At 74.9% G+C, this 13,899-nt stretch carries 10 protein-coding genes; 5 read left to right on the forward strand and 5 right to left on the reverse strand.

What is annotated here, in order from left to right:
• Positions 1–1,173: serine/threonine-protein kinase (locus L7D48_RS16600; protein WP_374492486.1), on the forward strand; the 1,173-nt coding region annotated here is incomplete at its 5' end.
• Here the strand turns inward: L7D48_RS16600 and L7D48_RS16605 are convergent.
• Positions 1,131–1,487 (reverse strand): STAS domain-containing protein, encoded by a 357-nt coding sequence (locus L7D48_RS16605; protein ID WP_237880227.1) that lies wholly within the window; start codon positions 1,485–1,487, stop codon positions 1,131–1,133. The two genes, L7D48_RS16600 and L7D48_RS16605, sit on opposite strands and share 43 nt — an antisense overlap.
• A 288-nt stretch (positions 1,488–1,775) precedes the next feature.
• On the opposite strand from L7D48_RS16605, the gene L7D48_RS16610 reads away from it, so the two are divergent.
• Both L7D48_RS16610 and L7D48_RS16615 read left to right on the forward strand, forming a co-directional pair.
• Positions 1,776–5,909 (forward strand): SpoIIE family protein phosphatase, encoded by a 4,134-nt coding sequence (locus tag L7D48_RS16610; protein WP_374492489.1) that lies wholly within the window; start codon positions 1,776–1,778, stop codon positions 5,907–5,909.
• Positions 5,906–6,217: an STAS domain-containing protein gene (locus L7D48_RS16615; protein WP_237880228.1), complete on the forward strand. Its 312-nt coding sequence runs from the start codon at positions 5,906–5,908 to the stop codon at positions 6,215–6,217. Before L7D48_RS16610 ends, L7D48_RS16615 begins: the two co-directional genes overlap by 4 nt.
• Before the next feature lie 43 nt (positions 6,218–6,260).
• On the opposite strand, the gene L7D48_RS16620 is transcribed toward L7D48_RS16615, so the two are convergent.
• The 3 genes from L7D48_RS16620 to L7D48_RS16630 all read right to left on the reverse strand — a co-directional run bounded on the left by L7D48_RS16620 (position 6,261) and on the right by L7D48_RS16630 (position 10,142).
• Entirely contained in the window at positions 6,261–8,141 is a 1,881-nt protein-coding gene (locus tag L7D48_RS16620; protein ID WP_237880229.1) for a serine hydrolase, read from the reverse strand.
• Between the two features lie 121 nt (positions 8,142–8,262).
• Complete coding sequence (locus tag L7D48_RS16625; RefSeq protein ID WP_237880230.1) at positions 8,263–9,012, reverse strand: leucine-rich repeat domain-containing protein; 750 nt, start codon at positions 9,010–9,012, stop codon at positions 8,263–8,265.
• Positions 9,009–10,142, reverse strand: a complete 1,134-nt coding sequence (locus L7D48_RS16630) for an isoafricanol synthase (RefSeq protein ID WP_237880231.1) — start codon at positions 10,140–10,142, stop codon at positions 9,009–9,011. Before L7D48_RS16630 ends, L7D48_RS16625 begins: the two co-directional genes overlap by 4 nt.
• 460 nt (positions 10,143–10,602) lie before the next feature.
• Here L7D48_RS16630 and L7D48_RS16635 point away from each other — a divergent pair, with 460 nt between their 5' ends.
• Both L7D48_RS16635 and L7D48_RS16640 read left to right on the forward strand, forming a co-directional pair.
• Complete coding sequence (locus L7D48_RS16635; protein ID WP_374492495.1) at positions 10,603–11,205, forward strand: hypothetical protein; 603 nt, start codon at positions 10,603–10,605, stop codon at positions 11,203–11,205.
• A 118-nt stretch (positions 11,206–11,323) separates the two neighbouring features.
• Complete coding sequence (locus tag L7D48_RS16640) at positions 11,324–11,821, forward strand: hypothetical protein (RefSeq protein ID WP_093850208.1); 498 nt, start codon at positions 11,324–11,326, stop codon at positions 11,819–11,821.
• Positions 11,822–11,920: 99 nt separating this feature from the next.
• Here the strand turns inward: L7D48_RS16640 and L7D48_RS16645 are convergent, their stop codons facing one another.
• Positions 11,921–13,864: an N-acetylmuramoyl-L-alanine amidase gene (locus L7D48_RS16645; protein ID WP_374492497.1), complete on the reverse strand. Its 1,944-nt coding sequence runs from the start codon at positions 13,862–13,864 to the stop codon at positions 11,921–11,923.
• Positions 13,865–13,899: the final 35 nt, after the last annotated feature.

The following is a 13,899-nucleotide window of genomic DNA, read 5'->3' on the forward strand; positions in this document are numbered from 1 at the left end:
CATACTGGACTGGCCGGGGGGCGGCAGGGCGAGAGGGGGTGGCGGCGCGCGATGAGGGAGAGCACACTGATCCAGGGCCGGTACCGGCTGCTGGACCTCGTCGGGCGCGGCGGCATGGGACAGGTGTGGCGCTCGCACGACGAGTCGCTGGACCGCGAGGTCGCCGTCAAGTGCCTCAAGCCGCCGGCCGGCCAGGACGACCCGCACGCGATCGGGACGCTGCGTGAGCGCTTCCGCCGCGAGGCGCGCGTCGCCGCCTCGCTCCAGCACCGCGGCGTGACCGTCGTCCACGACTTCGGGGAGCACGAGGGGGTGCTCTACCTGGTGATGGAGCTGCTGAGCGGGCACGACCTCGGCCGGCTCCTGGAACTGGGCGGGCGGCGGCCGCTGCCCGTGCCCGACCTCTTCGACATCGCCGAGCAGATGGCCGATGCCCTCGCCTACACCCACGACCGGGGCATCGTCCACCGCGATCTCAAACCCGCCAACGTGATGCGCACCGCCGACGGCACCGTGAAGATCTGCGACTTCGGCATCGCCCGGTTCGACCGCGGCACGGCCCCTCCGTCGGGGTCCGCCGGAACCAACGGCGGCTTTCCCATGGGCACCCCGCACTACATGTCGCCCGAGCAGATAGCCGGAGCCCACCTCGACCACCGCAGCGACCTGTACTCGCTCGGCTGCGTGCTGTACGAGATGGCCACCGGCGTCCCGCCCTTCGACCTGGAGGACACCTGGGGCGTCCTCGTCGGCCACCGCGAGACCGCCCCCCGTCCGCCGCGCGAACTCCGTCCCGAACTGCCCGGGGACCTGGAGCGGATCATCCTCGACCTGCTGGCCAAGGAACCGCGCGAGCGGCCCGGAGACGCGGCGGAACTCGGCCGCCGTACCGCCGAGGCGCGCCGCGCGGGGAGCCCCGGCGGGCAGTCGGCACCGCTCCGGGAGCGGCCCGGCTCCTTCGGGCGGCTCCCGGTGTGGACCCACGGCATGGGCGCCGGCGCCAGGGCCGTCGCCGGCCTGCCGCCGCGTCCCGGCACCTCGCCGCTCTTCGGGCACCAGGGGGTGCTGAGCGGCCCGTGGACCGGCCCCGGGGCCGACGCCGGGCGAGCCGGCGCCGGCCGGGACGGGGATCAGCCGGCGAGGGCCGCCACCGCCTCCTCGACGCTGCCGTAGAAGTCGAAGATCTGGTCCAGCCCGACGATCCCGAAGACGCGCATGATGTCGTCGTCCAGACCGGCCAGCGCCAGGCTGCCGCCCACGGCCTGGATGAGGTGGTAGGCCGTGATCAGGACGGTGATGCCGCTGGAGTCGCAGTAGACCAGGCCGGACAGGTCGATGACGACCGCGGTTCCCCGGTCGCGGGGCAGCTCGTTGAGCGCCTGGCGCATCCGGTCGGCGGTGTGGTGGTCCAGCTCGCCGGACACCTCCAGCAGACAGGGGCCTGCGGGGTGGGAGCGCAGCGTGACGGTCAGATCTCGGTCGGGCACCCGTTCTCCTGTACGCGCTGGTCGGTCCGGTCGTCCCCCGGCACGGCCTGGGAGGCGGGAAGGCGCCGGGGCGGGACTCCCCGCGGCGCGGATCCGCGGGGACGCTGATCGACTGCCCGCTCCCGGAGCGGGCGAACCCCGCGACCCGGCCGCGCCACGGGCCGTGGCCGGCCGCGTTTATCCTACGGGACCGGTCGCGGCGCATCCTCGCCGTACCAGTGGATATGCGCATCGGTGACGGGGACCGCGAAATCGTGGGACACGCGGCGGGCGAGGAGGGCGGAGGCGATGGGCGACGCTGACGGGGCCGAGCCTGTGGAGCTGCTCTTCCCCGGGAACGGCGAGATGGCCGAAAGGATGCGCGCCCTCGACTGGGCGGGTACCCCGATGGGCGACCCGGCCGGCTGGCCGGCGAGTCTGCGCGCCGCCTGCCGCATCTGCCTGACATCCCGTTTCCCCATGATCCTGTGGTGGGGCGAGGACCTGCGGTTCCTCTACAACGACGCCTATCTTCCGCTGCTGGGCGACAAGCACCCCGGGCTGGGCAAGCCGGGCAGGCAGGTGTGGGGCGAGATCTGGGACGTCATCGGCCCGATGCTGCGGTCGGTCATGGAGACCGGACAGGCCACCTGGTCGGAGGACCTGCTCCTGAGGATGGAGCGGCACGGCTATCTGGAGGAGTCGTACTGGACGTACTCCTACAGTCCGCTGCACGACGACGACGGCCGGGTGCGGGGGGTCTTCACCGCGGTCAACGACACCACCGAGCGCGTCGTGGGTGAGCGGCGACTCGCCGCGCTGCAGGACCTGGGAGCCCAGACGAGCACCGCCCGCAGCGTGGGGGAGGCGTGCGAGCTGGTCGCCCGGGCACTGGGACGGGCGGAGCGGGACGTACCGTTCGCCGCCGTCTATCTGCGCGACTCCGGCGGTGAGCCCGTCCTGACCGCAGTCAGCCCGCCGGGCACGTCCCCCCGGCCCCTGCCGGACGGTCCCGGGAACTGGCCGCTGGAGCGGGTGCTGGCCACCGGCGAGCCGGTGGTCGTCGATGACGTCGTACACCGGTTCGGGCGGCTGCCGTCCGGAGGGTGGGAGAGGCCGCCCGCCCAGGCGATGGTCCTGCCGCTGCCGGGCGAGACCGGGGCGGGGCCGGTCGGGGCGATCGTCCTCGCCGCCAGTTCCGGGCGTGTCCTGGACGACAACTACCGGGCCTTTCTGGATCTGGTGGCCCGGCAGACCGCCGCGCTGGTCAACGGAGCCGTGGCGTACGAGGTCCAGCAGCGCAGGGCCGAGGAGCTCGCCGAGCTGGACCGTGCCAAGACCGCGTTCTTCTCCAACATCAGCCACGAGTTCCGCACCCCGCTGACGCTGATCACGGGCCCGCTGGAGGAGCTGCGCGGGCAGCTGGCCGGAGCCGGTGAGCAGGTCCGCGAGGAGCTGGAGGTCGTCCGCCGCAACGCGTTGCGCATGGGCAAGCTCGTCAACACCCTGCTGGACTTCTCCCGCATCGAGGCCGGGAGGATGCGGGCCCGGTTCGAGCCGGTGGACCTGGCGGCCGTCACCACGGGGCTCGCCGGTGTCTTCCGCTCGGCGGTGGAGCGGGCCGGCCTGGACTTCGAGGTGGACTGCCCCGCGCTGCCCGAACCGGTCCACATCGACCGCGACATGTGGGAGAAGGTGGTCCTCAACCTGCTGAGCAACGCGCTGAAGTTCACCTTCGACGGCTCCATCGGTGTGACGCTGCGCGCCGAGGACGGACGGGCGGTGCTGCGCGTGTCCGACACCGGCATCGGGGTGCCCGCCCACGAGCTGCCGCGGCTGTTCGAGCGGTTCCACCGCATCGAGAACGTCCGCGCGCGCTCGAACGAGGGCAGCGGCATCGGACTGGCGCTGGTGAAGGAACTGGTCGGCCTGCACGGCGGCACCATCACCGCCGACAGCACCGAGGGCGGGGGCACCGTCTTCACCGTCCGCCTGCCCTTCGGGACGGCACACCTGCCCGCCGGTTCGGTGGCACGGGCCACCGAACCGCTCCCGGTGTCCGCCGCGGACCCCTACCTCCAGGAAGCGCTGCGGTGGCTGCCGGACGGGGAGGGCGAGGAAGACGAGGGAGGGGACACCGGGCGGGAGGAGCCCGTACCACCGGCCCCCGGGGCGGCGCGGGCCCGGGTGCTGGTCGCCGACGACAACGCCGACATGCGCGAGTACCTGCGGCGGATCCTGGCCCCCGGCTACCGGGTGACGACGGTGGCCGACGGGCGGGCCGCCCTGGACGCGGTCCGCGCCGACGCCCCGGACATGGTAGTCAGCGATGTGATGATGCCCCGGATGGACGGCCTGGAGCTGGTGGCGGCGCTGCGCGCCGACTCCCGCACCGCCTCCGTGCCGGTGCTGCTGCTGTCGGCCAGGGCCGGCCAGGAGGCGTCCATCGAAGGCCTGGAGGCGGGGGCCGACGACTACCTGGTCAAGCCGTTCTCCGCCGCGGAGCTGCTGGCGCGGGTACGGGCTGCCGTGAAGCTGTCGCGGCTGCGCAACCACCACGCGCAGTGGCGCACCGCCCTGGTCGACTCGCTCCAGGAGGCGTTCTTCGTCTGCGACGAGGAGGGCGCCGTCGTCGAGATCAACTCCGCCTTCACCGACATCCTCGGCTACGGCCCCGAGGACCTCCCCTACCGGCCCAAGCACCCCTGGTGGCCGGACGAGGAGACCGACCCCGAGGCCCACCGGGCCATCGAGAGGGCCTTCGCCCAGGTCGTGGGCGAGCAGAAGGGCAGCTACGTCACCCCCGTCAGGCACCGTGACGGGCACCGGCTGTGGGTGTACGCCTCCTTCAACGAGGTCCGCGACCCCGACACCGGCAGACGCATGGTGGTCGGCACCTTCCGCGACGTCACCGCCGAACGCCTCACAGCCCAGCGCGAGACCGCCCTGGCGGCGCTGAGCGTACGGCTGTCCGAGGCCGGAAGCGTCCCCGAGGCCCTGCGGGCCGCGCTGGACGAACTGCGCGGGGTGTGGCGGGCCCCCCGCGCGCTGGCCGTCACCTGGGACGGCCCGGACCGGGCCCCCCGGCCGGCCGCCGCGGTGCCCGGCACCGCGTGGGGCCGGCCGGGCGATCCGGTGCGCGAGGCCGTCGAGTCCCTGCGCGGCCGCAACCCCCTGCACCCGGTGGCCACCACCGAACCGGCCGGGATCGGCATCACCCTGGAGCATCCCGGGGGGCCGCTGGCGCTGTGGGTCGAGGCGAGCGCGGAGCGGCCCTTCATCGGCGAGGACCACACCCTGCTGGCCGTGCTGGGCGGCTACCTCGGGCAGATGCTGCAACGCGTCCACCTCTTCGAGCAGCAGCGCGAGACCGCCCTGGCCCTCCAGCGGGCCATTCTCGGCCCCGACCGCCTCCCGGTGGGGTTCGCCGTCCGCTACGAGCCCGCCGCCCGGCCCCTGGAGGTCGGCGGGGACTGGTACGACACCGTCGAGCTGCCCGACGGCCGCATCGGCATCGTCGTCGGCGACTGCGTCGGCCGCGGCCTGGAGGCGGCCACCGTCATGGGCCAGCTGCGCAGCGCCTGCCGGGCGCTGCTGCTGCAGTTCGCCGACCCGGCCCAGGTGCTGGCCGCGCTCGACCGGTTCGCCGCCCTGATCCCCGGCGCGCTGTGCGCCACCGTCTTCTGCGGTGTGCTCGACCCCGCGACCGGCCGGCTGGCCTACAGCAGCGCCGGACACCCGCCGGGCATCCTGACCCATCCGGACGGCACCACCGAACTGCTCGACCAGGGCCGCTCCATCCCCCTGGCGGTGCGGCCGGGCCGTCCGCGGCCCACGGGAACGCGCACCATGCCGCCGGCCTCCGTCCTGCTGCTGTACACCGACGGCCTGATCGAGCGCCGCAGCCGCCCGCTGCACGCGGGCATCGCCGAGGCCTCGGCCGCCGCCCGGCGCGGGCGCGGCGCGGACCTGGAGAAACTGGCCGACGACATCCGCACCGGTCTGGAACCGGCCGGCGGCTACGACGACGACATGGCGCTGCTGCTCTACCGCCACCCCGCGCCCCTGGAGGTGGCCTTCCCCGCCGAGTCCGCCCAGCTCGCCCGCGTCCGCGGCGCCCTGCGCGACTGGCTGGAGCGGCTGGACGCCGGACCGCGTCTGACGCAGGCGGTCCTGGTCGCGGTGGGGGAGGCCTGCGCCAACGCCATCGAGCACGGCCACCGCGACAATCCCGGCCGCACCGTGCGCCTGAGGGCCGTCGCCGCCGCGGACGCCCTGCGCCTGACCGTCACCGACACCGGGAGCTGGAAGCCCCCGCAGCCCGAGGCCAACGCCCACCGCGGCCGCGGCCTGATCCTGATCCACGCGCTCATGGACCAGGTCGACATCGTCACCGACGAGACCGGAACCACCGTTGACATGCATGTGAGGATCACACGTTGACCACCCCCCTGACACTCACCGACCAGCGGCGTCCCGACGGCACCCCGGTCCTCGTGGCCGAGGGCGAGATCGACATGAGCAACGTCGGCGAGTTCCGGGCCGCGGTGGACCGGGCCGCCGGTGTCGCCGGTGCCGACGGCGGCGGACGGCTGGTGGTGGACCTCACCGCCGTGGACTACCTGGACAGCGCCGGGCTGGCGGCGCTGTTCGCCCACGCCGACCGTCTGGAACTGATCGCCCCGCCGCTGCTGGATCCCGTCCTGACCGTCTCGGGCCTCGCCGACCTGGCCACCGTGCGCATCGCCTGACGGGCGGCCGGGCCGCCGGGCGGGCCCCGGCCGTGACGGGGTGTCAGTCGGCGGAGAGTGACCAGCCGTCGGCGGTGACACGGCCGGCGTCCCGGCGCCGCGAGTCGTCGAACACCGTGCGCCCGCCGTCCTCGACCCGGATGCCGTCGACGTACGCGCCGCGTCCCACGTAGCGTGCGTCGGTGGTGTAGCGCCAGCGCAGCCGCACCGCCCGGCCGCGCCAGGCGTCCAGGTCCGCCAGCGCCCGGTGCCAGACGCGTCCGGAGAAGCCGTGCAGCGCACCCTCCGGGCGCTCCACCGGGGCCCGGCCGGGACGGGAGGTGGTGAACGGCACCGGCTTCCATGTGCCGCCGCCGTCGCCGGAGGCCTCCAGGCGCAGGACGTCGAAGGTGCGCTCGGTGTCCCACCACACCGAGAAGCTCAGCCGGGCGCCCTTACCGCCGCCCGTACCGCCGCCCGCGCCCTCTTCCGCGCCGTCGCCGAGTGCCACCTCGGGCAGGGCGAGCACGGCCGAGGTGCCGCTCGCCATCCCCGAGAACCAGGCCTGACGCCCGGAGGCGGGACGCACCGGCACGGCCCGGGCCAGGTGGGTGGCGGCGGCCACGCGCGGTGCGCTGCCGGAGCGCCAGGCGCGCACCGGGTGGACGGAGTTGCCCAGCAGCACCAGGAAGGTGTCGGTGGTCGGGTCCAGCACCAGGCAGGTGCCCGTGAAGCCGGTGTGCCCGGCGGTGCGGGGAGTCGCCATGGCCCCCATGAACCAGTGCTGGTACAGCTCGAAACCGAGGCCGTGCTCGTCGCCGGGGAAGGCGGTGTTGAAGTCGCGGAAAAGCAGGTCCACCGACTCCGGCTCCAGGACGCGGACGCCGCCGTACGCGCCGCCGCCGAGCAGGGCGCGGCACAGCACGGCCAGGTCCCAGGCGCAGGAGAAGACCCCGGCGTGGCCGGCCACACCGCCGAGGGCGTACGCGTTCTCGTCGTGGACCTCGCCGTGCACCATGCCCCGGTCCAGGCCCGACCAGGGGCGGCGGGCGTCCTCGGTGGCGGCGATGCGCGGCTTCCAGGAAGCGGGCGGGTTGTAGCGGGTCCACCGCATGCCCAGCGGTCCGGTGACGTCCTCGCGCAGCAGCGTGTCCAGCCCCTTGCCGGTGACCCGCTCCAGCACGAGCTGAAGGGCGATCAGATTGAGGTCGGAGTAGCGGTACACCGTGCCCGGCGGGTCCAGGGGTTCCTCCCGCCACAGCCGCCGCAGCCGGTCCCCCCCGGTGGGCTCGGCGTACAGCGGGAGCCAGGCGGCCAGCCCGGAGGTGTGGGTGAGCAGATGCAGCAGGGTGATCCCGTCCTTGCCCGCCGCGCCGAACTCCGGCAGGTAGGAGGCGACCGCGCCCTCCAGTTCCAGGGTGCCGCGCTCCATCTGCCGCACGGCCAGGATCGCGGTGAACAGCTTGGAGACGGAGGCCAGGTCGTAGACGGTTTCCGGGGTGGCGGGGACCTGTTCGCCGGCGGGGAGCTCGACGCCGGTGCCGGTGGCCTCGTCGTAGGCCGAGTAGCGCACCGCGTGGCCGATGGCCTCGTGGAGGGCGACGGTGTCGCCGCGCCCGGCCAGCAGGACCGCGCCCGCGTACCAGGGATGCTCGGGGGAGGGGCCCAGGAAGGTCCGCGCGTCCTCCACCAGACGCCGCAGATGCGGCTCCAGCAGTCCGGCCCGCCGCGCGGAGCCGCGGCGCAGGACGGGCGCGTGCCCGCCGGCGGCGAGGGCGTGCCCGCCCCGGGCGCGGGCCGCCGCGACGGGCGCCGAGGCCAGAACCAGACCGCCGCCGAGCGCGAGCGCCCGCAGACCGAGCTGCCGCCGGCCGATGCCCCCGCCCGCCCCGGTGCCGGAAGCGGGCGCCGGGCCCGGTGTGCGATCCCGTGCCGAACCTGTCATGCCGCGCCCCTTCGGGAAAGAATCTTTCAGCGGATCGGGAGAACGCTGGAACCTTCTTCCCGAGCGTGCCGTCCGTCAACCCCCGCGGCACGGCGGACGGGCTTTCCGGGCGGGCCGTCCCCTAACGGAGCACCACGCAGCCGCGCCGCTCCAGCTCCTCCACCAGCCCCGGATCGACCGCCGTCCCGTTCCAGCGCAGATCCAGCTTCTCCAGCGCGGGCAGCTCCCGTCCCAGCCAGCGTGGCACCGTGCGCAGCCGGTTGCCCCGCAGATCCAGGCGGCGCAGCCGCGGCAGGCCGCGCAGCGCCCCGGGCACCTCCTCCAGGGCGTTCTCGCGCAGTTCCACCTCGCGCAGCTCCCGCAGCCGGGAGAGGGAGGCGGGCAGCGAGGCCAGGGCGTTGCCGCGCAGCCACAGCTCCCGCAGCGCGGTGAGCCGCCCGAGTGAGGCCGGCAGCTCCCGCAGCCCGCACCGCTGGGCCCGCAGCTCCACCAGCCCCGCCATGCCGCCGATCTCCTCGGGCAGCGCGCCCAGCGGGTTGTCGCCCACGTTCAGATACGTCAGCGAGCGCAGCCGCCCCAGTGAGCGCGGCAGCGCGGTGAGCCGGTTGTCGTGGAGGTAGAGGCAGCCGTCCAGGCCCGTCAGCTCCCCGATCTCCTCGGGCAGGGAGGTGAGCGCGTTGTGGCCGAGGTCGAGGGTGCGCAGGCGCCGCAGCCGGCCGATCCGGGGCGGGAGGCCGGTGAGCGCGTTGTCCGCGAGGATCAGCACACGCGACTCCCGGCGCTCCCACACCTGTTCGGGAACGCGGGTCAGACCCGCGCGCCAGAGGTCGACCGTCGTCCCGCCGTCCGTCCGCTCCGCCGCTTCCGTCATGTCCGTACCGTATCCGCCGTCCCGGCCCCGGCCGCCGCACCGGCCTCGTGCTCCGGCCCACCCGCCTCCGGCGGGCGGGCCCACGGGCGCAGGCGCCCGCCGCTGACGGCGGCGACCCCGGCTTCGTCGTAGCGCCCGCTCTCCAGGGACCAGTCGAGGTTGCCCCGCATCACGTTGCGCATGCCGTCGACGTAGTCCTCCACGTGCGCCCGTGTCCTACGGGGCACGCCCGCGGCCTCCAGCAGGCCGGGCAGTCGCGCGGCGAGCTCCCGGAAGCGGGCGACCCGCCCGTTGGCGGCGGCGCCGATCTCCCGTACGCAGTCCGGGAGCGGACGGCCGGTGCCGTGCCGCAGGAGGACGACGGTGTTGTTCACGTCGCCGGCGGCCAGTTCCTTGTCCAGCGAGACGATGTCGTTGACGAAGATCGCCACGTCGTCGGTGATCCGCCGCATCTCCCTCAGCGGGCGGCCGCCGTGCAGCCCGGACGGCAGGGTGTAGCGGCCGCAGCGTTCGGCCAGGTCCAGGCAGGGCTGTATGCCGATGGTGTGCCGCCTGGCCGCCAGGAACTCCTCCACCGTGGGAAGCCGCGCCCCGGAACGGTTGAGGGCCTCACGGTGGTGGGCCAGCAGATAGCCGTGCCAGTGCCCGCGGAAGCGGTCCCGCCACACCGGCGGCATCCCCTCGTTGACCCGGTGCCACAGGTCGCGGAAGCTCTCGACCAGCGGGTCCGCGGGGACGCCGGACGGCGGCCGCCGCCCGTCCATGACGCGGACCAGGCGGTCCACGAGGCGGGTGACATCGTGCGGCCGCCGCCCCGAAGGCCCGTCCAGCCGGTCGTCGAAGACGAAGAACCAGCCGTTGACGTCGGTGGCCAGCATCAGGTCCTCGTCCGCGGCCCGGGGGTAGAAGCGGGCCATCGCCCGTTCCAGCCGCAGGGCGTCGTACTCCTCCAGCGCCGCTTCCCCGGTGAGCAGTCCGAACTCCCCGAGCCACCGGAGGGTGTGGAGCCTGGCCTTGCCGACGGCGGGGCTGACGGCGCCGGGGAAAGGTATCTCCAGGTGGGCCGTCCGCCGCAGCAGACCCTCCCGCCCGGCGGTGTCCCCGGCCGCGCCGGCTTCGGTCACGGGCATGACGCCTCCCTGGCGAGCGGTGAGCGAGGTGGTGGACGCGATGGTGAGAATGACGGGCGCATACGCCAACCCACCTTTGGACAAAGGCAGTTGCCGGTCAAGAGTGCCGGGAACACTCCGTGCTTCCCCCGGCACGGGGAGTGTGCGCGGGCGGCACTACCCGAAACGGCCCCCCACCGGGAGGGAAACCGGCCAAGAGCACCGCGTCCGGTTCGCACCGGCGTACGCTCTCCACCACCTGCCGCGGCAGTGGTGGAGCGGCAGCCGCGGCGGCGGACGAGGAAGGGGGGCGCATGCAGCGGGCGATGTCCGACGGAAAGTCCGGACCCGGAGCGCCGGACGACGTGCCGGCCGGGCGGGGCGGGGCCCGAGGACGCCCCGTCGCGCGCGGACGCACCGCACCGCCGGCGAGCAGGGGCGGGAACCGCCCTCCCGCACCGCCGCGCGGCCCGTCCGGCCGGTGCCCGCCGGCACCGGCCGGGACGGCGGACCCGCCGAGTGCCTGGAACGCCTGGGAGCCTCCGCCGTGCGGCTGGCCTGGGCCGCCGCGGTGCTCGGCGCCGAGGCGGCCCCCTCGCTCGCCGCGGACGTCGCCGCCCTGGAGCCTGGGGAGGCGGCCGAGGCCCGTGCCCGGCTGACCGCCGCCCGCGTCCTCACCGGTGGTGAGGGGGAGCGGCCGCTGCGCTTCTCCCACCCGCTGACCGCCACCGCCGTCCACCGGTCCATCCCGCCCGCCCTGCGCGTCGCCGTCCACGGTCAGGCCGCCGCGGTCGTCGCCGGCGCCGGACGCGGCCCCAAGGCCGCCGCACGCCATCTGCTGGAGGTCCATCCCGAAGGCGACCCGGCCGTCGTCGCCACCCTGCGCGAGGCCGCCGCCGAGTACCTGAGGGCCGGCGCCCCCGAGGCGGCCCGGCGGTGCCTGGAACGCGCCCTGCGCGAGCCTCCGGGGCCGAGGGAGAGGGCCGCCGTCCTCCACGAACTGGACCGCTGTCCCCTTCCCGCCCGGTTGGCCACCGCGGGCCGTCCGCGGGCGGCCCCGGCACGGGCCCTCGGACGGCGGTAGGGGGTCCGCCGGGCTCCCGCGGCCCCGGCGAGGCGGGGCCCGAAGGCCGGCCCGCCGCCGTACGGCAGGGGTGCGGGCCTTCGGGCCCGCGGCGGCACCGGGCCCGTACCATGGCCGCATGTCCTTTCTCCGCCGCCGCAGTGCCGCCACACCCGCCGGACCCGACTTCGACGTGCTGGCCATGGACCCCGGGGACTGGCCGGGCAACCTCGGGGCCGGGCTGCTGCCCGCGCCGGACGGAAGCTGCCAGGGCGTCTTCCTGCGCTACGACCTGTTCGGCGGACGCGGACCGGCCATGGTCATCGGGAACCTGCCGGAGGGCTCCCCGGCCCGCGAGACGGCCGAGGGACAGATCCCGTTCGAGGTCGCACAGTTGCTGGCGGCGCTGGAGAACGACGAGGAGGTCACCGTCACCGGGACGGAGGAGAGCCCGGTGATGCTGGACGACAACCTCCTGATCGTGCGGCGGATCATCTGCTCGGAGAGCCGGATCTCCTGCGTCCAGTTCGACCGCAGCGACGGCGTGCTGGTCACCATCGCCAGCTGGGACCGGCCGATCACCGAGGACCTCTACCAGTTGCTGAAGCCGCTGCCCGCGGAGCTGTTCCAGCGCTGACGCACCGGCGGCGCGGACGGCCGGGAGCACGAGGGACACGGAAGGGGAGGGGCGCCCCCGGGCGCCCCTCCCCTGTGCCCTGTGCCCGCCGGCGTCACCTCACCGCCGGGCCGGCCGCACCGTGACGTCGGCGGCCCTGACGAAGGCCACCCGGTGCCCGAGCTGGATCTGGTAGTACTCCTCCTCGCCCCGGACCACCACGTGGTTCGCGGGGTCGAAGGTCTTGGCGTAGTAGTACTCGCCCTTCGTCCGCAGCCCCAGCGCGTACGCCTGGCCCGCCTCCACCGTGTACGGCAGCGGCGAGATCGCCTGGGCCGGGATCCCCTCGGGGTAGGCGGAGGCCTCCGGGTAGGCGCGGCCGTACACGGGCACCGGTCCCGCGCCCTCCTTCGGAGTGACGACCAGGCCCCGGGAGGGCACCGCGGTCGGGGCGCCGGCGGGGTTGTGGAACCACGCCTTCTGCCCGAGGTACCAGATCGCCGTCCACTCGCCCCGGCGCTCGGCCACCGCGTACCGCTGGCCTGTCGAGGCGCGGGCGCCGGTGTCGTTGACGCCGGTGGTGGATTCGCCGCCGCCCGGCCGCAGCCCGGCGTCCTTCACCAGCGGCGCGTCGGAGCTCGGCCCGGTGTGCAGCCGTACCGCGCCCGAACCGTGCGGCGGGCAGGGCTGCCCGGAGCCGTCGCAGCGGGTGTAGAGGGGCTTGTGCTTCTCGTAGTCGGGCCGGATGGTCACCAGCTCCGAGCCCGGTCCGGCCGTGGGGTGGAAGGGCGCGCCCAGCAGCGTGAAGTAGTGCTGCCAGTCCCAGTACGGCCCCGGATCGGTGTGCATCCCGGGGATGTGGGCGGACGTCACGCCCGGCACGTTGTCGTGCCCGATGATGTGCTGCCGGTCCAGTGGGATGTCGTACCGGTGGGCCAGGTACCGCACCAGCCGCGCCGAGGTGCGGTACATCGCCTCGGTGTACCAGGCGTCGGGGGCGGTCAGGAAGCCCTCGTGCTCCAGGCCGACCGACTTGGCGTTGACGTACCAGTTACCCGCGTGCCAGCCCACGTCCCCGGTGGGCACGTGCTGGGCGATGTGGCCGTCGGAGGCGCGCAGCGAGTAGTGCCAGGAGACGTACTTCGGGTTCCGCACCAGGCTCAGGGTGGTGTCCCAGGTCGCCTCGGTGTCGTGCACCACGATGTAGTCGATCTTCTGCGACGCGGGTCGGTCGGCCTTGTCGTGGTTGCCGTAGTTCGGCGAGCCGTCGGGGTTGGCGTACTCCTCGTAAGGCGCCGGGATCCACTCGCACGAGACGGACTTCGGGCACTCCACGCGCTCGTCGCGCGCCGGGGACGCCGGACGCGGCCCCGGGCCGTCCAGCCGGGCGGCCTCCGGGGCCAGGCCCGGGTCGCCCTCCAGCACCACGTGCTGGCCGGAGTCGGTGGTGCGCCGCTGACCCTCGCGGATCACGTCGAAGACCTCGTCGGCGAAGACCTCGGCCGCCCGCGCGTCACCGGAACCCGGGTAGCGCGCCACGGCCCCGTACCACTGGGCGGGGTCGTCGCTCAGCGGCAGCCCCAGCTCCCGCTGGGCCGCGGCCAGCAGCGCCGCACCGCCGGCGACGTTGGCCGCCGGGTCCCGCCGCAGCTCCTCCTCGTCCAGCCCGGTCAGCTCGGCCGCCCGCTCCAGGGTGCGCAGCCGGCCGGGCAGGTCGGCGGGATCGGGCAGCGCGTCGTGGGCCCGCCTGGTGTCGCGGGCGGTGTCGCCGCGCGCGTCCTCCGCGCCGTGGCTGTGGTGGGGGTCCTCGGCCAGCGCGGTACGCGCGTCGGTCAGGTGCATGGGACCGTAGCCGCCCGAGACGCTGGGCGCGCCGCGGTGGCCGTCCCAGCGGGACTGCAGGTACGACACTCCCAGCAGCACGCTCTCGGGCACCTGGTAGCGGTCGGCGGCGCGGGCGAACGCCTCCTGCAGCGAGTCCGGCTCCCGCCCGCCGGCGTCGGCGGCGGCCGGGAGAAGGGGCAGCAGCAGGGCGGCGACCGAGGCCGCGGTGAGCACCCGCAACCGCCGGCGGGCGGAACCGCGCGGGGATGTCTGCG

The organism is Streptomyces sp. ICN903 (genome assembly GCF_022015835.1).
GTDB classification, from domain to species: Bacteria; Actinomycetota; Actinomycetes; order Streptomycetales; family Streptomycetaceae; genus Streptomyces; species Streptomyces fenghuangensis.

What these genes read in the sequence shown, in the direction of transcription:
- L7D48_RS16610 (WP_374492489.1), top strand. Translation starts at nt 1,776, where the DNA reads ATGGGCGACGCTGACGGGGCCGAGCCTGTGGAGCTGCTCTTCCCCGGG.
- L7D48_RS16620 (WP_237880229.1), bottom strand. Translation starts at nt 8,141, where the DNA reads ATGACAGGTTCGGCACGGGATCGCACACCGGGCCCGGCGCCCGCTTCC.
- L7D48_RS16625 (WP_237880230.1), bottom strand. Translation starts at nt 9,012, where the DNA reads ATGACGGAAGCGGCGGAGCGGACGGACGGCGGGACGACGGTCGACCTC.
- L7D48_RS16630 (WP_237880231.1), bottom strand. Translation starts at nt 10,142, where the DNA reads ATGCCCGTGACCGAAGCCGGCGCGGCCGGGGACACCGCCGGGCGGGAG.
- L7D48_RS16640 (WP_093850208.1), top strand. Translation starts at nt 11,324, where the DNA reads ATGTCCTTTCTCCGCCGCCGCAGTGCCGCCACACCCGCCGGACCCGAC.